Genomic DNA, 21,300 nt, shown 5'->3' with positions numbered 1-21,300 from the left:
GTTTCCATGAAAGTACTTGGTCTGGCGGGCAGTTTACGATCTGCAGTGCGCCCGGAGGATGCCAGCGCGCTTCTGGCCCGGTTGGAGGACGTGCCAAGCCGGGACGCCCTTGCCGCGTGGCTGACGGACGCGGCGCGGCGCGGCGACGGCTCGCGCGGGCTGAGTAATTCCGATGCAGCCCTTGTCGCGGCCCTGTGGGCGGCGCAGGACCTTGGCGCGGACGTTGGGTGGCGTTCTCTGTCATGGCATTTTTTGCCGGACCGCACCGTTGCCGACGCGGATGACCTGCGCGCGGACCTGCTTTCCGCCGATGCGGTGCTCCTGTCCGGCCCGGTGTATTTTGGCGACCGCTCCAGCCTTGTGCAGGAGCTTGTGGGCATGCTGCGGGCGGACAGCTACCTGCGCGAGGCCATGACCAACACCCTGTACGGCGGAGTTGCCGTGGGGGCAAAGCGCAATGGCGGGCAGGAGACGGCGCTTATTTATCAGGTGCTGGACATGGTCAGCCTTGGCATGCTGGCCGTCGGGAACGACTCCGAAACCACATCGCAATACGGCGGTACCGTGCACGCCGGAACCTTTGGCACCGCACCGCAGGACGAGCAGGGCCTTGCCACGGCTCTGGGCACGGGGCGCAGGCTGGCGCGTCTGCTCCTTGGGCACGAGGTTGGCGGGCGGTTGGACGACAAGGTCCGCGTGGCCTTTGTGGTGCTGCAGGATGCCCGGCGCGAGGGTGTGGCCGCGGCGTCGGAGTTGGCAGAGATGTTTGCTGATGAGGTGGACGCCGAGGTGATGGACATCACCCGCATGGATATCCAGCGCTGCCGCGCCTGCGACATGTGCCCCGCCAGTGTTGGCGCGGATGAGGACTACCGCTGCCTGCTTCGCGGGCAGGATGACTTTACCGAGCTGCACCCGCGTTTGCTGGATCAGGACATCATTGTTCCGGTGACGGTGTCCGTGGTGGATTACGGGCTGGTGCGCTCCGCGTATCAGGTGTTCATGGAGCGCATGCGCTACCTGCGGCGCGGGGACTATGCCCTGTCTGACACGCTGTTTGCGCCGCTGACCCTTGTGGAGGCGGGCGGGGACGAGAACCTGCACGCGCGGGTGATTACCTCGCTTATCCGCCAGCATACTGTGGTGTCGCGGCCCTTGCGGGCGGAGCTTGTGGACGGGCGTGTGAGCGATATGGAGCGCCTTGGCGTGGCCTTTGGGCACTTGGTGCATCAGGGGCGGCTTGTGGCTGCGGCCCGGCTGGCGGCGGCGCGGTATCTGGACGGCGTGGTGAGCTATAATCCCGTGGGCTACGTCCTGCGTGACGCCCCGGAGCACGAGGCCCGCGTTATGGCCGCCCGACGCGAGGCCATGGACAGCCGCCGCGTGCGCCTGCGCAGTCTGGCGCGCAGGCGTCTGGCCGGGGGGTACCCGTTATGACGGCTGTTGTGGACTTTGCCTGCGGCGGTGTGGTGCGACGGCCTCTTGTGGGGCCGTATCAGTTGTCCTTTGCCACACTTGAGGAATTTGCTGTGGTGTGGGGGTTTGTGCAGATGGCGGACGGCTCCTGCGGCGTTGGCGAGGCTGTGCCCCTGCCGGGCTACGGCGCGCATGGCGTGGACGAGGTGGCGGCGGGCGCGCAGGCCCTGTGCCGCGCTGTGGTCGGCCTGTCCTTCGACAGAGCCTTGGCACGGGCCACCATGGACGCGCGGGAGAACCCCTTTGCCGCGTCGGCCATGGGCGCCGCGCTGGAGCTGCCGAAATGGCTGGAGCACGCGCAGGGCGGGTTTGGCGTTCCGCTGGTGCATCCTGTGGACGCGGATGGCGAGGAGGGCCTGCTCTGCGTGATGGAGGATGCATGCGCAGCCGGGGCCACGGAATTCAAGATGAAGATCGGCCGCGATGTGGAAAGCGACATTGTTGCGGCCCTGCTGGTTCTGGAGCGCGCGCGGGATTGTGGGGCGCAGGTGCGCTTTGATGCGAATCAGGGCTACTCGCCGGAAGCGGCGCGGGAGTTTTGCCACGCGCTGGAGACTGCCGGCGTCGGGCCGGAACTGCGCTGGGTGGAGCAGCCCCTGCACCGCGACGATTGGGACGGCATGGCCGCACTGTGCGCGTCCACCCGGCTCCCGCTGCTACTGGATGAGCCGATATACCGCGCGGAGCATGTGGACCGGGCGGCGCGCGTTGGCGCGTGCGGGGTCAAGCTCAAGCTGTGCAAGCATCCGGGGCTGTCCGCGTGCGCGGATTTGGCGCGGCATGCCCGCGCGCTGGGGCTGTGCGTGACCCTTGGCAACGGCGTGGGAACGGACATCAGCAACCTTGGCGAGGCCTTGGTGCGCACCGCCGCGCCGCAGGCCTTTACGGGCGCGCTGGAGTGCAGCGGCTTTGCCCGCGTGAGCGCGCCGCTTTTGGGCGGGGTGGTGCGGCGTGAGAACGGCGCGCTGGTCGTGGACGGCGCGCCAACGGTGGATGCGGCAACCTGCGTGGCGCTTCGCAGCGCATCGGAGCGGAGTTGGTAATGGCGCGTGTGGGACGTGAGCGGCCACGGGTTTTTCTTGGGCTGGCGAACATTGCGGGGTTTGCCTCCGGTGTTGCCGGGGGCATGGCCGCCTGCGGCGTCCGCGCCACGGTGGTGGAGATGTACCCGGAGCGCTATGGCTACCCCGGTGAGCGGCATTTCTTCACCCGGTGCTTTGGCGCGCTGGCGCGGCTGAAGGGCGAGGGTTCGCCCGTGGTGTGGCGGTGGCTGGTGGAGGCGCTGGTGCGCGCGCTGGGTGTGGTCTGTTTCGCGTGGGCGGCGGCCACGCATGATGTGTTTATCTTTTCCTTCCGGTCCTCGTTTTGCGTGGTGCGGAGCTTTGCGGATTGGCGGGTGCTGCGCCTGTTTGGCCGCCGGGTGGTGTGCATGTGCCACGGCGGCGATGTGCGTCCGCCGTATCTGGACGCCGTTCACCCGGCGGATTCGGCGCAGGACATCATCCGCCACACGCGGCGCATGGCCCGCGCCTGCCGCGCTATGGAGCGCGGCGCGGACGCCGTCATCTGCAATCCGGCCTTTGCCCACTTCTTTTCCCGGCCTGTTGTGAACGTTTTCCGCGTGGGGATTCCCGCCCCGGCGCAGACCGCCGCGCCGCCGCGTAGGAGTGCGGGGGGCGCGCCTGTGCTGGTGCACTGCCCGTCCTCCATGGCGGTCAAAGGCTCGGCGGAGATTGCGCGTATGGTGAAAGAGCTTGCGGCGGAGGGCGTGAGCGTGGACTACCGCGAACTGTCCGGCGTCCCCCACGCCGAGGTTCTTGCCGCCCTTGCCGGGGCGGACGTGGCTGTGGACCAGTTGCGGTCCGACACACCCATGCCGGGCTTTGCCACGGAAGCCGCGCGCTATGGCGTCCCTTGCGTGGTGGGCGGCAGTGTGGCCGAGTGGATACGGCGCTGGACCGCGCACGCCGCGTTTGCGCTGGACAATGTCGTCCCGCCCCGCGCGGTAAAGGAGCGCCTGCGCGTTCTGCTGACGGACGCGGAGGAGCGCCGCCGCACGGCCCACGCGGCGCGGGAGTTTGTGGACCGGCACCGCCGCCCGCAGGTGGTGGCGGAGCGTCTGCTGCGCGTGGCGCGCGGGGAGCTGCCGCCGCAGTGGTATTGCGCGCCGCAGGCCGCGCCCGTGGCGGGCATTGGGCTGTCGCGCCGCGCCGTGCGTCAGCGCATCCGCGCCGTGGTGGACGCTGGGGGGCTTTCGGCCCTGTGCGTGCGTGGGCCAGTGCTGGGGCGCGTGCTGCAAACCCTTTCGGAGGATGATCATGCCTGACGCCGCGCCCCATGCCACGCTCCACACCGCCCCCGGCGCGCTGGACGCCCCGGCAACCGATGCCCCGGCGCCCCTTGCTTCGGCGTATGAGCGCGTCTTTGCCGAGCTTGCGTTGCCGCGTTACCGCGTGCACGCGGTGGCGGACTTTGTGGTGGACGGCGGCGGACGCGCGGACCCGGACGTGGTGAATGTGGTCCTGCGGGTGGATGTGGACCCGGGCGGGCTCCAGTTTGCCGCGCCCCTTGCCCGGCACCTGCGCGGACTGGAGCTTGACGCAAGCTTCTACTTTTTGACGGAGACGGCCCGGCACTATGACGTGTGGGACAGCGGCGTGCCCGCGGCGGTGGCCGGTGCGGGCATGGAGGTGGGCGTGCACTCCGACCACCTGTACACGCAGGTGCAGGGGGGCGGCGACGGCCTTGCCCGGTTGCGGGAGGATATTCAGGGCATGGCCCGCATTGCGGGGCAGCGCGTTCGCGGCGTGGTGGGGCATGGGCATCCGGGCATAGACGGCATGGGCCGCGCCAGCCGCGACCTGTACGACGCCGTGCCCCCGCAGGACCTTGGTGTGGACTACCACGACGGTGGCTGTGGCGGCTACGTGCGCGAAACCATGGATGGCCCGGTGCCGCCCTGTGATGTGTGGCTCATCGACTACCTTGGTCCCGGAGGCGGCGGCTGGACCGTGTGGCCGGGGCTGCCGCTGCGGCGGCTTCGCCGCGCGCAGCGCGGCGAGGTGGTGCACATGGTGGTGCATCCGCTCAATGCCTACCAGTGGTGGCGGGGCTGGGACGGACGCTACGGCGAGGTTCCCCCGCGGCGGCCCGGATACCTTGGACGCATGGGGCGGGCGCTTCGGGCGCGGGTGCGGCATGGGCTGCTGCGCGGGCGCGGGGCGCCGTACATGCTGGCCGTGGCGGGCATAGAGGCGGCGGCGTGGACACTGGCCAAGGGCGTGGGCCTTGTGTGGCCGCGCGGTGAGCGGACGGAGCGCGACACCTCATGGGCCGCCGGGCGTGAGACGATTTTTGCCAAGGGCATTGGCTATTGGCGCGAGCGGCTGGAACGCCTCGGCCTGACCAGCCCGGGCGCGCGGGTGCTGGAGGTCGGCTCCGGCGACGGGCAGTGGCTCCTTGCCTTTGCGCAGGACGCCGCCGAGGTGGTGGGCATTGAACCAAACCGCGTCTTCCGCGAGACCAGCGTGCAGACCATTGCCCAGCATCCAGGCCGCGCCCAGCGCATCACCGTGCAGGACGGCGTGGCCGAGCGCCTCGCCTTTGCCGATGCCAGCTTTGACCGCGTGCTGTGCGCCGGGGTGCTGATGTTTACGCGGCAGGACAAGGCCCTTGCCGAAATGGCGCGGGTGCTGCGGCCTGGCGGGCTGGTGTGCGTGACGGTGAACGGCCTTGGGTGGTTCGTCATGTACTGCCTTGACGGCCTGCGCCACCGTAGCGTGCAGAAGATGCGCTACGGCCTGCAAGGCCTCGTAGGCACCTTTGCCCGCTGGTGGTTTGGGCGCGACACGCGCTTTGCCCGCGCCGTGCGCGCCGACGAGATGCGCGCCATGCTGGCGGACTGCGGCCTGCGCCTTGTGGATGTGCGCTATTTTCAGGGCATCCGCCAGAACCCGGACGAGCATCTGGGCTGGCCCACCAACTACGCCTTTGTGGCGCAAAAACCGGTGGAGGGCGCGTGAATATCCGGCAGCGGCTGAGGCGCGGTGCGGCGCGGGTGGCCGGCGCGCGGGCGACACCGGCCCTTGCGCTGGGGCGGCGGGCCATGAGCGGGCTGTTTGGCGGCTCTCCCCGTGTGGTGGTGTGCGCCATGCCGCGCAGTGCCTCGTCGTTTGTGACCACGCTTCTTGCCCACGCCTTGCGCTGCCCCCAGCGGCCATTGGTGACGGACTATGCGGACACGGAACAGAATCTGTCCCTTGCCCCCATCCTTGACGCATGGCCGCAGGGCTTTGTGGCCCAGCACCATTTTTTGCCGACGGCAGGGAACCTGCGCCTTGTGCGCCAGTGCGGGCTGCGGCCGGTCATCCTGCACCGCGATGTCCGCGACGTGCTGGTCAGCCTGCGCGAGGTTCTCGTTAAGCGCATCCATGAGCTTGACGGGGAGGCGTGGCGCCACCGCACATCGGCGCTGTTTATCGCCCCATGCGGGCCGGAGTTTGCCGCGTGGGACGAGGAGCGGCAGATGGACCTGCTGGTGGACTATGCCGCGCCGTGGTTGGTGCGCTTTTACGCTACGTGGCAGCGGGCCTGCGCGGGCGGGCTGGACGCCGCGTGGTGCGGCTACGGTGAGGTGACGGCGGACCCGGCGGCGGCGCTGACGCGCCTTGGCGGGGCGCTGGCCCTTGGGTTTGACGCCAGCGACGTCCGCCGCGCTGTGCAGGCCGCCGCATCGCCGCGCAACTTCAACGTAGGCCGCGCCGGGCGCGGGCGCGGGGCGTTGACCCCGGCGCAGGAGCGGCGGCTGGTGCGCCTTGGCGCGTATTTCCCGGATGCGGGCTGCGAGGCCATTGGCCTTGGCCCCGCTGCTGGGGGCGCGTCATGAGCCAAGTTGCCGTGCGCGTTGAGGGGCTTGCCAAGCGGTACCGCCTTGGGGTGGTGAATACGGGCTGGCTGTTTCGGGACATCCAGTCGTGGTGGGCGCGCCGCACCGGGCGCGACGACCCCGCCGCGGTGGTGCACGAAAGCGGGCTGGAGCGCGCCGCGCCGCGAAGCGGGCACATCTGGGCCCTGCGCGGGGTGGACCTTGATGTGGGGAAGGGCGAGGTGCTGGGCATTGTGGGGCGCAACGGCGCGGGCAAGTCCACCCTGCTCAAAATACTCACCCGCGTGACCCTGCCAACGCAGGGGCACGTGAAGCTGCGTGGCCGTGTGGCCAGCATGCTGGAGGTGGGCACGGGCTTTCATCCCGAGCTGACGGGGCGCGAGAATATTTTCCTCAACGGGGCTATCCTTGGAATGCGCCGCGCGGAGATTGCGGCCAAGTTTTCGGAGATTGTGGAGTTCTCCGGCGTGGGGCGCTTTGTGGATACGCCGGTGAAGCGGTATTCCTCGGGCATGTATGTGCGCCTTGCTTTTGCCGTGGCCGCGCATTTGGAGTCGGACATCATGCTGGTGGACGAGGTGCTGGCCGTGGGCGACGCGGCCTTTCAAAAGCGCTGCCTTGGCAAGATGGGCGATGTGGCGGGGCAGGGGCGCACTGTGCTCTTTGTGAGCCATAATATGGCCGCCGTACGGAGCCTGTGCTCGCGCACCATCGTGCTGGAGGACGGGCGCGTGGCCTTTGATGGCGACACCGCCAGCGCTGTGGACCACTACCTTGGCGTGCGCGGCGACGTAAGGGCCGAGGTGGGAGCGCAGGAACTCACCCAGCGCGCCGTGCCCTACGCCCCGGACGGCGAGGAGGTTGTGCGCCCTGTGCGGCTACGCCTTGAGGACGCCGGCGGCGCGCCGCGGACGCGCTTTCATTCCGACGAGGAAGTCTGCCTGCGCGTGGTCTACGACGTGCTGTCGCCGGCGGCGGAGTTTCGCATTGTGGTGATGCTGACCAACGACGAGGGCGACCCCATCGTCACGGCGGACAGCGCCGACGGCCTGGCCCCGGAGGAGGATTTTTCCCTTGCGCCGGGGCGGTGGGAATCCGTGGCGCGCTTTCCGGCGGAACTGTTTGGCGAGCAGCGGTTTTGGGTGAACGTGACCGTTCAGGCTCCGGGGCGGCACCATGTGGCGTTGCAGCGCGCGCTGCGCTTTGACGTGGTGTTTGCCGGATTCAACCCGCGGAACGTGTCCAGCGTGTCGCGCAAGGGCTACATCCGCCCCCGTGTGGCGTGGACGCGCCGCCGTGCGGCAGTGGAGGAGGGCGCATGACCCGCCGCGAGGACGATATGCCGTGGACCACCATCATCACCCCCCGGCGCGGCTGGCTGGACATCGGCCTTGGCGCCCTGTGGGAGTACCGCGACCTCGTGTTGCTGCTGGTGCGGCGGGATTTCGTCTCGCGCTACAAGCAGACCATCCTTGGGCCGGTGTGGTTTGTGCTCCAGCCGCTGCTCATGACCGTTGTCTTCACCGTGGTCTTTGGCAAGATGGCCGGGCTGTCCACGGACGGCGTGCCCGGACCGCTGTTCTACTTTGCCGGGGTGGTGTGCTGGCGCTACTTCGCCGCGTGCCTGACCAAAACCTCGGACACCTTCGTGGCCAATGCGGCCATATTTGGCAAGGTGTACTTTCCGCGCCTTGCCGTGCCGGTGTCCGTGGTGCTGTCCAACCTGTTCACCTTTGCCCTGCAATTCGCCTTCTTTTTGGTCCTGCACGCGTTTTATGCGTCCGGTGAGGTCAGTGCCCGTCCGGGCGCCGCCGTGGCCGTGGTGCCCTTTTTGGTGGCGATTATGGCCGCGCTGGGGCTTGGCGGGGGCATCCTCGTGTCGTCCCTGACCACGCGCTACCGCGATTTACGCTTCCTCATCGGCTTTGGGGTGCAGCTGCTCATGTATCTGACGCCGATTATCTATCCGCTATCCTCGGTGCCGGAGGACTACCGCCTGCTGGTGCTCGCCAATCCCATGACCGAGGTGGTGGAGGCCTTCCGCTACGTCTTCTTGGGGCAGGGGGCGTTTACGTGGGCGCGGCTGGCCTATTCGGCCGGAGCGTCGGCGCTGGTGCTGGTCTGCGGGCTGGCCCTGTTCTCTCGGGTGGAAAAGACCTTTATGGATACCGTGTAGCCCCGCTACCGGCGAACCTTCAGGAGTGTTGCCATGTCTCGGACAGTTGAACTCGACGGATTCACCATCGGAACCGGCAGGGAGGTCTATTTCATGGCCGAGGTGGCCGGAAACTTCGCGGGCGAGGCCGAGGCCGAGCGCATTGTGGATTCCGCCGTGCGCGCCGGAGCAAACGCCGTGAAGTTCCAGACCCTTGACCCGGAGACCATCACCACGCGTGACAACCGCTTTGACATGGGCAGCGTGGGCCAGCGCTCGCAGTATGAGGTGTTTGCCGAAAACTGCACGCCCCCGTCCGTGCAGCGCCACCTTGTGGAGCATTGCCGCACGCGGGGAGTGACGGTGTTTTCCGCGCCCAGCCATATCCGCGACTTGGAACTCATGGAAAAGCTGGACATGCCCGCCTACAAAATAGGCTCCGACCTCGCCACGCACATTCCGCTGCTGGAAATTGTGGCGGACACGGGCAAGCCCATCTTCCTCTCCACCGGCATGTGCACCCTGCAGGAGGTGCGCGAGTCCGTGGAGGCCATACTGGCGCGCGGCAACGACAAGCTGCTGCTCTTCCACTGCGTCTCCAACTACCCCGCCCGGCCCGAGGAACAAAACCTGCGCGCCATGGTCGCCATGAAGGCCGCCTTTGGTCTGCCTACGGGGTTTTCGGACCATACCGTGGGCATTGGGTGCTCGCGCGCGGCCGTGGCCCTTGGCGCGGATATGATTGAGCGCCACTACTGGTGCGAGGGCAATACCGAAGGCTCGGACCGCGCGCTGTCCTCCGACGAGGCGGAGTTCCGGCGGTTGGTGAGCTATGCCCGCCACGTGCTTCCTGCGCTGGGGGACGGGATAAAGCGGCCCACACCGGCGGAGGAGCGCAACATGCGCACCAACAAGGTCAGCGTGGTGGTCATGCGCGATGTAAAAGCCGGGGAGATCCTTGGCGAGGCCGATGTGGACGTGCGCCGCCCCGGCTACGGCCTGCCGCCCAAGTATTTGCCGCGTGTGGTGGGTATGCGCGCCACACGTGACATTCCGGCCGAAACACCCCTTGAGGCAGACCACGTGGGCATAGTGCCCGATGAACCACAGCGGGAGGCCCCATGACGCTCGTACTCGTTGCGGAAGGACATCGCCGGATAGGACTTGGACACGTGTTCACCATGCTGGCCGTTGCCGAGGCCGGGCGCAGGATGGGACTGCCCACGCAGATGCTGGGCATTGGCGACCTTGCCGCCAGCACCCTGCGGCGGCGCGGCATCAGTGCGGCGGAGTATGCCCCGGACGCCCGCGCCCTGCGCGCCCTTGGCGGCAACGGGCCGGACATCGCCATCGTGGATGTGCGAACGCCCGAGGCGTTTGACTTTACGCCTGTGTCTGCGGCGGGGTTTGTGACCTGCGCTGTGGAGGAATTCGGCGAGGGCCGCCCCGGCGCGGACGTGGTGGTGAATCCTACCCCGGTGCGCCGCTGGCACCGCTTGCCGGATGGCTATCGCGCCGTGCTGGCAGGAACGCAGTATCTCATCATGGGGCCGGAGTTCGAGGACGCCCATACGCGGCCGCGCGCGGAGCTGGGGACGGCGCGGCGCATTGTGGTCAGTATGGGCGGGGTGGACCGCTCCGGTGCGACGCTGGTCATCGCCCGCGCCCTTGCGCTGTTGGCGCGGGAGCAGCCGCAGTGCATCGGCAGTGTGCACTTTGTGTGCGGGCCCGCCTTTACCTACGCCGCGTCCCTTGAGCGCCTGCTTGAGGACGCGGGCTACAGCCATGAGGTGCTGGTGGATGTGCCGGACATGTGGGAGCACCTGCTCAGCGCAGACGTGCTCATCTCCGCCGGCGGCAACACAATGTTTGAGGCCGCGTGCTGCGGCGCCCCGTCCCTTGTCTTTTGGGAGGACCCGCACGAGTACGAACGCGGCGAGGCCGCCGAGACCGCAGGCTTTGCGCGTCTGCATGGCCGCGGGGCGGACACCCCGCCCGAGGTGGCGGCGGAGCTTATTGGGCAGTGCCTTGCGGATACCGCGTGGCTGCGCCTTGCCTCGGAGCAGGGGCGGCTGGCCGTGGACGGGCGCGGCGCGGCGCGCGTGCTGGAGGCCCTGACGCAGTTGGTGGACGCCCATGCCTCGTAGCCGCGCCGGAATAGTGGTGCAGGCCCGCATGGGCTCCAGCCGCCTGCCGGGAAAGGTGCTGATGGACATCTGCGGCAGAACACTCCTTGAGCGGGTGGTGCTGCGTCTGCGCCATGTGCGCGGGGCGCAGGCGTTGGTGGTGGCCGTGCCCAGCGGGCCGGGGGATGACAGGCTGGCCGATGCGGCGCGCCGCCTTGGCGTGGATGTGACGCGCGGGCCGGAGGATGACGTGCTGGAACGCCTGACCCGCGCGGGTGAGGAATACGGCCTGACCACCGTGATGCGCGTCACCTGCGATAATCCGCTGGTCTGCCCGGAACTTGCCACGCAGGTGCTGGCGGCGCACTGCGCCGAGGGGCTGGATTATACCTCCAACCGCAACGAGTCCGGCAGCGGCATACCGGAGGGGGCCGGGGTGGAGGTGTACGCCATGAGCGCGCTGCTGACCCTGCGGCGGCGCGCCACGCGCGCCCTCGACCGCGAGCATGTGAACGAATACGTGTTTCGCCACCCGCAGGACTTCCAAACGCGTATTCTGCCCGCGCCGGAGCCGTGCCGCATGCCGGACCTGCGCCTGACCGTGGACACCGCCCGCGATTTGGCGCGCATCCGCGCCCTGCATGAGCGTTTGGCGGCCATGGGACGGCCCGAGCCATATGCCCTTGCCGATGTGGTGGCCGTAGCGCGCGAGGGGGCGGCATGGGCTTGAGCTTGTCCATTCAGCAGCCGGAGCATGCGCCGTGGCTTGGGTTCTTTCATAAGATGGACCTGTGCGATGTCACGGTCTACTTCGACACGGTGCAGTATAAGAAGCGCTACTTTGAGAACCGCAACCGCATCCGCACGGCCACGGGCTGGCAGTGGGTGACGGTGCCCGTCCTCACGCGCGGGCGCTTTACCCAGCGCATTGCGGACGTGGCCCTGTGCGACGACGCGCCGTGGCGGCGCAAATACCTTGGCGCGCTACGGCACAACTATGCCGCCACCCCGTTTTTCCATGAGATTTTTTGTGCGGTGCGTGATATCGTCCAATCACGGCGGACCCTCTTGTGCGATCTGAATATCGACCTCATCGAGTTTGTCCGGCAGTACCTTGGCTTGGCGGGGCGCACTGTGCGCGCCTCGACGCTGCCGCCGTTCTCGACCTCCTCTACCGAACTCCTCCACGACATCTGCCGCCATATGGGCGCTCGCACGTACGTCTGCGGCGTTTCCGGGCCGGACTACATGGACATGGACCGCTTCGCCGCCAGCGGCGTCGCCGTCCAGACCGTGCGCTACCAATGCCAGCCCTACACGCAGGCCTTTGCCGGGTTTCAGCCGGGAATGTCCGTACTTGATGCGCTGTTCAACCATGGTCCGCGCGCCCTTGCCATCCTGCGCGGCAACGCCGCGCACACGGGGGCGACGCAGGAGGAGACACCATGCCCAAACCGGATGCGGGACTAACGCACAAGACCGAGCGCGACTGCAACGTCTGCTGCCAGTTCCTCGATTTCAACACCACGTGGGAGCGGGACATGGGGCCGGAATTTCAGGCCTACCGCCGCGACTGGCTGCGCTACTCCGCTGGGCGGGAGCTGCGGCCCTTTCCCATGCATCTCGACTTTGACCTGACCAACCTGTGCACCCTGTCGTGCACCTTTTGCCCGCGCACGCAGATGGCCCGGCGCGGCATGCTGCCGCCCACCTTTTACATGCCCTTTGACATCTACGCCCGCGCCATTGACGAAGGCGCGGCTAAAGGCCTGTACGCCGTCAACCTCAACGCCAGCGGCGAACCGCTGCTCCACCGCGATTTGCCGCGCATGGTGGCCTATGCCCGCGAGCGCGGCATCCTTGATGTGATGCTGCATACCTCGGCCCTGCATCTTGATGCCGCCATGGCGGAGCGCCTGCTGGATGCCGGGCTGACCAAGCTCATCATCTCCTTTGATTCCCCGGACAAGGCCCACTACGAGGCCCTGCGCGTTGGCTCCAGCTATGATCGGGTCACGGCGAATATCCGCGGCATGGCGGACCTGAAGGCCCGGCGCGGCAGCCTGACCCCATTCATCCGCATCAATATGGTGCTCATGAAGGAAAACGCGGGCGAGCGCGACGCCATGGTGCGCATGTGGCAGGACGTGGTGGATGGGATGGGGTTCCTTGAATACATCAATTATTTTCAGTGGGATGAGGAAGACCGCTATCGCCATAAGGTGGCCTACAAGGCGGACTTTGTGTGCGAGAAGCCGTGGCAGCGGCTTGCGGTGACCCATGAGGGGGGCATCAAGTTTTGCCACCTCGACGACGCCGACGAGGTGGTGCTGGGTACCCTTGGGGATATGACGCTGGAGCAGGCGTGGACTGGTCCTGTGATGCAGCGCTACCGCAAGCTGCAAAAGGCCGGACGCATCCGCGAGATTGATCTGTGCTCGCGTTGCTCCACCCCTATGATGCCTGTGGAGTCCGAGGACGGCGACGTCATGGAGGATGCCCATGACACGGCATGACATGGACGCCGAAGCCGCGGCCTTTGACAGTCAAATCCGCCAGCGCGTGGATGCTGGCCATATCCCGGACCTGCGCCACTGCGGGCGGTGCGAGTGGTTCCGCAACAATCCGTGGCGGGACCGGGGCTTCATCGACCTTGTCTATGGCGAGCGCTTCCGGTGGCTGGCCGCGCGCCTTGCGCCGGGCTTGCGGATTTTGGAGGTGGGGTGCGGTCCGGGCTATTTGAGCCTTGAGCTGGCGCGGGCGGGACACGACGTGGTGGGCCTTGATATTTCACAGGAGAGCCTCGACGTGGCGCGGCGTACCGCGGCGGAGAATCCCCCGCAGGAGGGGCGGGTCGTCTACGTGGCCGGGGACTACTTGACGCTGGACGCGGGTGACGGCTTTGACGTGGTGGTGTTCAACAACGCCCTGCATCATTTTTCGGCCCAGCAGCAGGCCGCACGCCGCGCGCGGGCGCTCCTGGGCGAGCGCGGGCAGGTGGTGGTGATGGAGCCATGCCGCGAGCGCATGACGGCCCCGTCCGCCGCTGTGTGGCTGCTGGTGGAGACGCTCCTTTCCGCTGGCGGGCTGTACTACGAGACCGCACCCCTCTTAGCCAGTGAGCGCGAGTTGCAGGAGCGGCTGGACGTGTGCCTGCGGCGCGGGCGCTACGAGGACGAGGCGGGAAATCCCGTGCAGTCGCCCCATGACCTTGCCGCCACGCACGAGGGCATGCTTGCCGCCATGGAAGAGACCTTCGACACCGTGGACCATGACTGGGAGGGCGCGTTCTACGCGGGCATCATCGGCGGGCTGCGGTGCGCCGCCCCGGAGGACGAGGTCCGCCTTGCCCGGCATATCCGGCTTGTGGACAGGTTCCTTGTGGAATCCGGAACCCTGCCCGCCGTGGGCTTTCGCTGGCGGGGGCGGGTCCGGCAAACAGAGGGGGATGGGCGTGCGTAGCATCCTCGCCATTGGCGCGCACTTTGACGATATTGAGCTGGGGTGCGCCGGAACGCTGTTGCGGCATGTGCAGGCCGGGCACCGGGTGACCATGCTGGTGCTCACCCATTCCGCCTACACGGTGGAGAAGGACCACTGGGAGCGCCCCGCAGAGCTTGCCCGGCAGGAGGGGGAGCGCGGCGCGGCCATCATCGGGGCGGAGCTTGTGGCCCTGCCCTATGAAAACAAGCGCCTGCACTACTGCGACGAGCTTATCCAGCACATTGACGCCATCATCGACGAGCGCGGGGTGGACACCATCTACACCCACTGGAACCGCGATGTGCATCAGGACCACGCCGCCGCCGGCGCGGCGTCCATCACCGCCGGGCGCAAGGTGCACAACCTCTTCATGTACCGCAGCAATTGGTACCAAAGCCCCGACGTCTTCACAGAAAACTACTGCGTGGACATCTCGAACTTTATGGACCGCAAGGTGGAGGCCATCCGCGCCCATGCCTCGGAGGTCGCCAAACGCGGCGAGGAGTGGATAGCCTTTTTCAAGGGCGAAAACGCCCGCACCGGGGCGCGCAGCGGTGTCGCCTACGCCGAGGGGTTTGCCATGGTGAAGGCCATTTGGATCGATAACGGCGGAGGGGACGGCGTATGACGCTGAAGGAAAACGACATCCGCCCGGACGCCCTGATGGAGGACTTCCACGCCAGCGTGGCCGAGGATGTGGCGTGGTTGTCCGCGCGCTCGGCGTCCTTTGTCCAGGTGCCCTGTCCGGCCTGCGCGGCGGACGACGCCCGGCCGCTGTACGCCAAGCAGGGCATGCGCTGGGGGCGGTGCGCCAACTGCGGCACGGTGTACGTCTCCCCGCGCCCAACGCCGGAGGTGCTGTCCGCCTTTTATGCGCGCTCCGCCTCGTACCGCTTTCAGAACGACAGACTCTTTCCCGCCTCGGAAAAGGCGCGGCGCGAGCGGCTGTTTGCTCCGCGCGCCCGGCGGCTGGACGCGCTGTGCATGCGCTTTGGCCTTGGCGAGGGGCTTCGCCTTGTGGAGGTGGGGCCGGGATTTGGCCTCTTCTTGGAGGAGGCGCGCAGTATGCCGCGTTTTGCCGCAGTGACCGCCGTGGAGGCCACGCCGTGGCTGGCCGAAACCTGCCGCGAGCGTGGGTTCACCGTGTGCGAGGCGTCGGTGGAGCAGGTGGACCTTGGCGCGGATGCGGCGGACGTTGTGGTCAGCTTTGAGTGTGTGGAGCACCTCTTTAGCGTGGAGGGCTTTGTGCGGGCGTGCGCGCGGGTGCTGCGTCCGGGCGGACTGCTCGTCCTCACCTGTCCCAATGCCGAGGGCTTTGACCTTGTCCACCTTGGCGAAGCGTCAAACACCGTGAACCACCAGCACCTGAATCTGTTTACCACCACGTCCCTGCCCGCGCTGGTGGCGGCGTGCGGGCTGACGGTGGAGGAGGTCGCCACTCCCGGCGAGCTGGACGCCGAACTAGTGCGCAAGGCGGCCCGTGCCGGAGAGGTGGACCTGACCGGCCAGCCCTTCCTGCGGCGTGTGCTCCTTGACGAGTGGGGCGCCCTTGGCGGGTCGTTTCAGCAGTTTTTGGCGGAAAACGGGCTGTCCTCGCATATGTGGGTGGTAGCGCGGCGGCCTGTGGAGGGGCTATGACCGGGCGCGAGACGACATTTGCCGTGTGGCAGAGCACCATGTGTCCGTCCTATCTGCTGCATCTGCGCAAGATTGCGCGCTTTTTGAGCCTTAACGGCTGGCGCGAGGTGCCGGATATGGACGCGGCGGAGGTGGTGCTCATTGGTGCGTGCGCGGGGTTTTTGGCGTCATTCGATATGTTTCGCGAGCGCATGGGACCGCTGCGCGGGGCCGGGCGGCGGGTGGTGGTCTACGGCTGCCTGCCCAAGGTGGACCCGGCCTTCTATGCCGCAGAGACGCCGCGGGACGTCATCACCATCCCGTCCCGGCATCCCGAGCGCGCGGAAGGGTTGGTGGATGAGGTGACGGTGCCCTTTGCGGACCTGCCGGATGAGAGCGCGTTCCGCCCCGAGGATACAGCCGACCCGGACCCCACGCGCCGCTATGTGGTGGTGCAGGAGGGATGTACCGAGCACTGCGCCTATTGCCCGCACAAAATCGGCATAGGTTCGGCCACGAGCCGCCCCCTTGAGGATATTGTCGCCCTTGTGGAGCGTAACGCCGCAGCCGGGGCGCGCAGTTATTATATCGACGGCAACGACAGCGGCTCGTGGGGCGTGGATATGGACCCGCCGCGCGTTTTTCCCGAGCTGGTAGACGCGCTGCTGGCCGCCGCGCCGCAGGCGCAGTTGCAGTTCGGGAACATCGCCCCCAAGTGGTTTCGTGTGTACGGGCAGATGCTTGCGGACGCCCTGACCCATCCGCGCATCACCAATGTGAAGGTGCCCATCCAGACCACCAGTGAGCGCCTGTTGCGCCTTATGCGGCGCGACCCCTTTGTGCGCGGGCTGTCGCCCCACCTGTCTCGTATGCGTGGCGGTAATCCTGCCCTGCGGCTGCGCACGGACATCATCGTTGGTCTGCCCACGGAAACGACGGCGGAACTGGCGGATACGCTGGCGTTTGTGGCCGAACATTTCCACCGCGTGGCGGTGCACCGCTTTGACCTGCACCCGCGCACGCTGGTGGCGCGGATGCAGATCCCCCACCTGACGGCGGAGGAGCAGGACGAACGCATGCGTATGGCCCTTGCATTCTTTGCGGAGCATCCGCAGGTGGATGCGCGCTTTGATGCATGGGACAGGTGCGCCTTGCGGGAGGGCGGCGCATGAAGACGATGCTCTTTGTGGCGGACGCACGTGACGCGTTGTGGGCGCGCATGCATGCGGCGGAAGGGTGCGTGGTGGCGCTGTCTGCCAGTGCACGCCACGCTCTTGGCATGGCGGGAATTGGTTATGCGCCCTACGGGGACAAGGCTTCCGCCATGCTCAAGGAGCCGCAGTGCGACCTTGCCCGCTCCCTTGCCAGCCGCTGGCACGAGCACCTCGCCCCGGAGCTGTCGCGCATGCTGGTGCCCAGCGCGCCGGACATCGCCGGCGCGCCGCCGCTGGCCCTCTTGTTCCACTCCCTGACGCTGCGGTTTTTTGAGGCCATTCAGGCCCACGCCACCATGAGCATGGTGCTGGACGCCGAGCGGCCCGCTCATGTGCTTCTTGGGCAGGTGCAGGACGCGCAGGTGGGGCTGTATGGCCTGCTGACTTCCCCTGCCGGGCTGGAGCGCGAGGCCCTCGTGGCCCTGTGCCGCGAGCGCGGCATCACCTGCGAGGAAATTTCGCAGGCGCCGAATGGCACTGGTGCTGGCGGGCCTGCTACCCCGGCGCGGCGCAGTGCCCTGCACCGTGTGTGGGGCGCGCCACGCGCCGCTGTTCGGCGGGTGCTGCGGCCCGTACCACGTACGCTGGAGGCGGTGCCCTCAGCCCTTGGCACCGGGGCGCGGGCGCTTCTTGCCACGTGGGGCGGGGCCGGGATGACGCGCCTTGAACCGCTGTATGGCGAACTCCTTGCCCGCGGGGTGAAGGTGGCGCTGGTTGTGGCTGCGGGGCGTCTGGGCCTGCGGGCGTGGCGGCGGGCCGAAAAGCGCGGTGCGGTGGTCTTGCGCCTTGAGGATGTGGACGCGGCGGATGCGCCACCCCGGCGCGGAGCATGGACCGATGACGATTTGGAGCGCGCCCTGCTGCGTGACGAAGGGCTGATGACGTTTTTGTACGGCGAGGTTGGCCCCACCCTTGCCGGAATGCTGGTGGAGCAGATTGCCGCGGAAGTGGCCGGGGCGTTGCCGCAGTGTCTGCACGGGGCGGCGCGCTTTGGCGCGCTGTGCGATGTGGCCGCGCCTGATGTGGTACTGCACTTGTTTTCCACGGACCCGCGCGGGGCTGCGCAGACGCTGGCGGCGCGGGCGCGGGGGATTCCCACAGTGACCATGGGCCATGGCCTGCACTGCGCCACGGACGCGGAGCGCGATGTGTTTGCGGCGCGCGAGTTTGCCGCGTGTGGGCGCGTGCACAGCGCGGCGCTGGTGGCCAGTCAGGGCGCGGCGCCGGGGCGGGTGCCGCCCCTTGGGGATGCGTATCTTGATGGGCTGACGCCGGACGCCACCCTTGCGGCGCGTCTGCGCTGTCTGCGTGCGGGGGTGGGCCTGCGCCGCCCGGTGTGCGTGGTGTGCGACAGCGGCGGCTGGACGCAAACGCGCGAGCGGCGGCACACCCAGTGGGCCACCCTCGACGCCGTGGCGGCCCTTGCGCGGGAGATGCCGCAGATGCAGGTGGTGTACCGCATTCATCCGGGGTCATACGAAATAGAATACGATTCGTATTTCACATCACGCGGGGCGCCTGCGGTGCTGTACCAGCGTGCGGGGGACCTGCCGCTGCCGGACCTTATGGCGCGGGCGGACGTGGTGGTGTCGCACATGGGGTCCGCCGTGGCGGAGGCGCTGCTGTGCGGGGTGCCGGTGGTGTATCTGCACGCGCTGTCGCGGCATGAGCCGTCGGCCAGCGGATGCCCTGTCATCCGTGAGGCCGCGGCCCTTGAGGACATCATCCCCCTTGTGCGCGAAGCCCTTGACGCCCGCCAGTCACGGCAGGCGGTGCGCCGGGCGGCGCAGCCATGGCTGGATGAGGTGCTGTGCGGAGCGGACGGCGGCGCGGCGCTGCGGGTAGCGGATTTCCTCATGAGCCGCGCCCGGGGCATATCCGGGGGCGATGCCTCGGAGTGGTTGGGGCGGCAAAAGGCGTCGGGCCGGTTTTCCTCCCTGACGTGGCAGAAGGGTTTGGAGTGGAACTGAAATCCTGATATAACGGCACAGTGGAGTTTTCTCCTTCAGCCTTGGAGTCGGCAGTGCGAGAGTTTGGCGCGGATATGGTCTTTATAGTGGGCAGCCCACGCAGTGGCACAACGTGGATGCAGCGCCTTTTGGCCTGCCATCCGCTGGTGGCCACCGGGCAGGAGAGTAGCCTGTTCGAGAGCTATATTGGCCCACAGCTTCGCGCGTGGCAGCGCGATGTGGCGGAGAATTCGGGCCGGATGGTCGGCCTTGGCTGTCACCTGCGCGAGGAGGATTTCCTTGTGGCCCTGCAGGCGTACATGCAGGCGCTGATGCAGCCCATGCGCGCGGCGACGCCGGAGGGCGGTCTGTTTGTGGAGAAGACGCCCTCGCATGCCCTGTTCCTGCCGGAAATCGCCCAGCTCCTGCCGCAGGCGCGGGTTATCCATGTGGTGCGCGATGTGCGCGACGTGGTGCGCTCTCTGCTAACGGCGGCGCGCTCATGGGGGGCGGACTGGGCCCCGGCGGACGCACGGCAGGCGGCGCAGATGTGGTCGCGTCATGTGAATGCGGCCCTTGCGGGCGGGCGCGAGATGGGCCCCAAGCGTTTTTGTACCGTGCGGTATGAGGACCTTATGGCGGACACTCATTCCGTGCTGGAGCGTGTGTGCTGTCATTTTTTGGGCATGGCGTGGGACGGCGAAGGCCTCGCCAAGGCCGTGGCGCGCAACAGCATCCGCCGCGGCCTGAACGGCAAGGCGGTCTCCGGCGTGCCGCTGCCCCTGCGCGGGGAGTGGGCGGCGCGCCTAGGGCAGGATGTGGTGCCGGAACCGGAGGGCTTTGTGGGGTACGCCCCGCGTCGCCTTGGACCTGTGGAGCGCTACCACGTGTGGCGCGAGGGGCGGCGCGCCATGGAGCGCGCCGGGTACGCAAAAGGGGGCCTGTGGTGAGCGCTTCGGGCGGGAGAGCGCGCCGCGCAACGGTCATCGTGCCGACCTATCGGCGCGAGCGCGACCTTGCGCGGTGCATTGAGAGCCTTGGCCTGCAATCGCGCACGGATTTTGAGGTCATCGTGGTGGACAACGCCGTGGATGATGCGGTGCGCCGCATGGTGACCGGGCGGGCGGGGAGCTATCCCGTGCCCCTGCGGTACGTGCCGGAGTGCCACCTTGGCCTGCACTATGCCCGCCATGCCGGAGCGCGCGCCGCCGCGTCGGATTTACTGCTCTACACCGATGACGACGCCACGTTTGATGCCGGCTGGGTGGATGCGCATATCAGAGCCTTTGACGCCAACCCGGACATGGCCGCCGCTGGCGGGCCGGTGCGTCCGGTGTGGGACGTTCCGCCCCCCACGTGGTTGGCGGAGTATGCCGGGGATTTTGGCACCTTTGCCGAACTCAGCCTGCTGGACCGGGGGCGCAGCTTCAACAAGGGGCAAGAGGTCTTCTACGGCGTCAACATGGCCTTGCGGCGCGAGGCCCTTGTCCGCTGCGGCGGCTTCAACCCGGACGCCTTTGGCGCGGTGTGGCTGGGCGACGGGGAAACAGGCCTTATGCGCACCCTGTGGCGGACCGGGCAGGCCGTGGGCTATGTGCCGGACGCCGTGGTGCTGCACCACGTGCCCAAGGAGCGGATGACCGTGGCCTTTCTGCGCCAGCGCATGGCCAATGAAGGCGCTATGGAGGTGTACGCCCGGTACCGGGGGCGTGTGCCCCGGCGGTGGCGGTTGGTCCGGCATGCGCTTGGCGTTGCCGCGCGCAATGGTCGCCGCTGGGCGGCGGCGTCGCTCCGGCGCGGCATGGACCCGGCGTCCCTGCACGCGCGGCTTCACGCGGCGCGCACGCAGGCTGTGTTTTGGGCCACCCTGCGCCTTGCGTGGGCAACCCCCCTCCGCGAGCTGGTTATGCGCACCAATTGGTGGGAGTGCGCTTCGCCCGGCGCAAAAGGTGAGGCCTGCGACGAAGGCGGGACGTAATCCGCGCCAAACGCATACGCGAGGAATCCATGGGGTACTTGTTCATCCTTGGCACCGTGGTGACCACGGTCTACGGCCAGTTGGCCATCAAGTGGGGCGTCTCGCGCACGGGGGGCTTGCCCGGCGGGGGCGTGGACAACGCGCTGTTTCTGCTGCGCCTTGTGCTGGACCCATGGGTCTTTTCCGGGCTGTTTGCGGCCTTTGTGGGCGCGCTGTTTTGGCTGGCGGCGCTGACGCGCTTTGATCTCAGCTTTGCGTATCCGTTTATGAGCCTCTCCTTTGTCTTTGTGCTGGCGTTGTCGGGCGTGGTGCTTGGCGAGTCCGTCAATGTGTACAAGGTGGTGGGAGTGGCGCTCATCGTTCTTGGCATTGTGGTGTCCAGCCGTGGGCTGGGTTCTGGCTGAGGGGCGAGATAAT

General features: G+C 67.8%; 20 protein-coding genes. All 20 read left to right on the top strand.

Features of this window, described 5'->3' with window-relative positions:
- The first annotated feature begins 6 nt into the window (after nucleotides 1–6).
- Genes ACI3L3_RS15945 through ACI3L3_RS15850 form a run of 20 tightly spaced genes read left to right on the top strand, consistent with a single transcriptional unit; the run spans nucleotide 7 to nucleotide 21,287 of the window.
- Nucleotides 7–1,437 (top strand): NAD(P)H-dependent oxidoreductase, encoded by a 1,431-nt coding sequence (locus ACI3L3_RS15945; RefSeq protein WP_404846146.1) that lies wholly within the window; start codon nucleotides 7–9, stop codon nucleotides 1,435–1,437.
- Entirely contained in the window at nucleotides 1,434–2,519 is a 1,086-nt protein-coding gene (locus ACI3L3_RS15940) for an enolase C-terminal domain-like protein (RefSeq protein WP_404846145.1), read from the top strand. Before ACI3L3_RS15945 ends, ACI3L3_RS15940 begins: the two co-directional genes overlap by 4 nt.
- Complete coding sequence (locus ACI3L3_RS15935) at nucleotides 2,519–3,802, top strand: glycosyltransferase (protein ID WP_404846144.1); 1,284 nt, start codon at nucleotides 2,519–2,521, stop codon at nucleotides 3,800–3,802. Before ACI3L3_RS15940 ends, ACI3L3_RS15935 begins: the two co-directional genes overlap by 1 nt.
- The gene (locus ACI3L3_RS15930; RefSeq protein WP_404846143.1) at nucleotides 3,795–5,498 is read left to right on the top strand and encodes a class I SAM-dependent methyltransferase; all 1,704 of its coding nucleotides are present in this window, start codon (nucleotides 3,795–3,797) and stop codon (nucleotides 5,496–5,498) included. Before ACI3L3_RS15935 ends, ACI3L3_RS15930 begins: the two co-directional genes overlap by 8 nt.
- A complete protein-coding gene (locus ACI3L3_RS15925; protein ID WP_404846142.1) occupies nucleotides 5,495–6,361 on the top strand; it encodes a hypothetical protein in 867 nt (288 codons plus the stop codon). Before ACI3L3_RS15930 ends, ACI3L3_RS15925 begins: the two co-directional genes overlap by 4 nt.
- Nucleotides 6,358–7,683 (top strand): ABC transporter ATP-binding protein, encoded by a 1,326-nt coding sequence (locus ACI3L3_RS15920; RefSeq protein ID WP_404846141.1) that lies wholly within the window; start codon nucleotides 6,358–6,360, stop codon nucleotides 7,681–7,683. Before ACI3L3_RS15925 ends, ACI3L3_RS15920 begins: the two co-directional genes overlap by 4 nt.
- On the top strand, nucleotides 7,680–8,537 hold the full coding sequence (locus tag ACI3L3_RS15915) for an ABC transporter permease (RefSeq protein WP_404846140.1): 858 nt from the start codon (nucleotides 7,680–7,682) through the stop codon (nucleotides 8,535–8,537). The genes ACI3L3_RS15920 and ACI3L3_RS15915 overlap by 4 nt, the downstream gene beginning before the upstream one ends.
- Nucleotides 8,538–8,570: 33 nt before the next feature.
- Entirely contained in the window at nucleotides 8,571–9,641 is a 1,071-nt protein-coding gene (locus ACI3L3_RS15910) for an N-acetylneuraminate synthase family protein (RefSeq protein WP_404846139.1), read from the top strand.
- On the top strand, nucleotides 9,638–10,663 hold the full coding sequence (locus ACI3L3_RS15905; RefSeq protein ID WP_404846138.1) for a hypothetical protein: 1,026 nt from the start codon (nucleotides 9,638–9,640) through the stop codon (nucleotides 10,661–10,663). The genes ACI3L3_RS15910 and ACI3L3_RS15905 overlap by 4 nt, the downstream gene beginning before the upstream one ends.
- Entirely contained in the window at nucleotides 10,653–11,372 is a 720-nt protein-coding gene (locus ACI3L3_RS15900; protein ID WP_404846137.1) for a cytidylyltransferase domain-containing protein, read from the top strand. Before ACI3L3_RS15905 ends, ACI3L3_RS15900 begins: the two co-directional genes overlap by 11 nt.
- Nucleotides 11,363–12,112 carry a WbqC family protein gene (locus tag ACI3L3_RS15895; RefSeq protein WP_404846136.1) on the top strand — a complete coding sequence of 250 codons (750 nt, stop codon included), beginning with the start codon at nucleotides 11,363–11,365 and terminating at the stop codon, nucleotides 12,110–12,112. Before ACI3L3_RS15900 ends, ACI3L3_RS15895 begins: the two co-directional genes overlap by 10 nt.
- Nucleotides 12,088–13,158, top strand: coding sequence for a radical SAM/SPASM domain-containing protein (locus ACI3L3_RS15890; protein ID WP_404846135.1), 1,071 nt, complete (start codon nucleotides 12,088–12,090; stop codon nucleotides 13,156–13,158). Before ACI3L3_RS15895 ends, ACI3L3_RS15890 begins: the two co-directional genes overlap by 25 nt.
- Entirely contained in the window at nucleotides 13,145–14,104 is a 960-nt protein-coding gene (locus ACI3L3_RS15885) for a class I SAM-dependent methyltransferase (protein ID WP_404846134.1), read from the top strand. The genes ACI3L3_RS15890 and ACI3L3_RS15885 overlap by 14 nt, the downstream gene beginning before the upstream one ends.
- Nucleotides 14,097–14,753 (top strand): PIG-L deacetylase family protein, encoded by a 657-nt coding sequence (locus tag ACI3L3_RS15880; RefSeq protein WP_404846133.1) that lies wholly within the window; start codon nucleotides 14,097–14,099, stop codon nucleotides 14,751–14,753. The genes ACI3L3_RS15885 and ACI3L3_RS15880 overlap by 8 nt, the downstream gene beginning before the upstream one ends.
- Nucleotides 14,750–15,763 (top strand): class I SAM-dependent methyltransferase, encoded by a 1,014-nt coding sequence (locus tag ACI3L3_RS15875; RefSeq protein WP_404846132.1) that lies wholly within the window; start codon nucleotides 14,750–14,752, stop codon nucleotides 15,761–15,763. The genes ACI3L3_RS15880 and ACI3L3_RS15875 overlap by 4 nt, the downstream gene beginning before the upstream one ends.
- Complete coding sequence (locus ACI3L3_RS15870) at nucleotides 15,760–16,914, top strand: radical SAM protein (RefSeq protein WP_404846131.1); 1,155 nt, start codon at nucleotides 15,760–15,762, stop codon at nucleotides 16,912–16,914. Before ACI3L3_RS15875 ends, ACI3L3_RS15870 begins: the two co-directional genes overlap by 4 nt.
- Complete coding sequence (locus ACI3L3_RS15865) at nucleotides 16,911–18,926, top strand: hypothetical protein (protein WP_404846130.1); 2,016 nt, start codon at nucleotides 16,911–16,913, stop codon at nucleotides 18,924–18,926. The genes ACI3L3_RS15870 and ACI3L3_RS15865 overlap by 4 nt, the downstream gene beginning before the upstream one ends.
- Nucleotides 18,927–18,979: 53 nt before the next feature.
- The gene (locus ACI3L3_RS15860) at nucleotides 18,980–19,855 is read left to right on the top strand and encodes a sulfotransferase family protein (RefSeq protein WP_404846129.1); all 876 of its coding nucleotides are present in this window, start codon (nucleotides 18,980–18,982) and stop codon (nucleotides 19,853–19,855) included.
- Complete coding sequence (locus ACI3L3_RS15855) at nucleotides 19,852–20,883, top strand: glycosyltransferase family 2 protein (protein WP_404846128.1); 1,032 nt, start codon at nucleotides 19,852–19,854, stop codon at nucleotides 20,881–20,883. The genes ACI3L3_RS15860 and ACI3L3_RS15855 overlap by 4 nt, the downstream gene beginning before the upstream one ends.
- Nucleotides 20,884–20,912: 29 nt before the next feature.
- Complete coding sequence (locus ACI3L3_RS15850) at nucleotides 20,913–21,287, top strand: EamA family transporter (RefSeq protein WP_404846127.1); 375 nt, start codon at nucleotides 20,913–20,915, stop codon at nucleotides 21,285–21,287.
- Nucleotides 21,288–21,300: the final 13 nt, after the last annotated feature.

Origin of the sequence: Desulfobaculum sp. SPO524, assembly GCF_044987625.1 — a bacterium.
Taxonomy (GTDB): domain Bacteria; phylum Desulfobacterota; class Desulfovibrionia; order Desulfovibrionales; family Desulfovibrionaceae; genus Desulfobaculum.
This window is presented reverse-complemented; position numbering and strand designations above follow the sequence as displayed.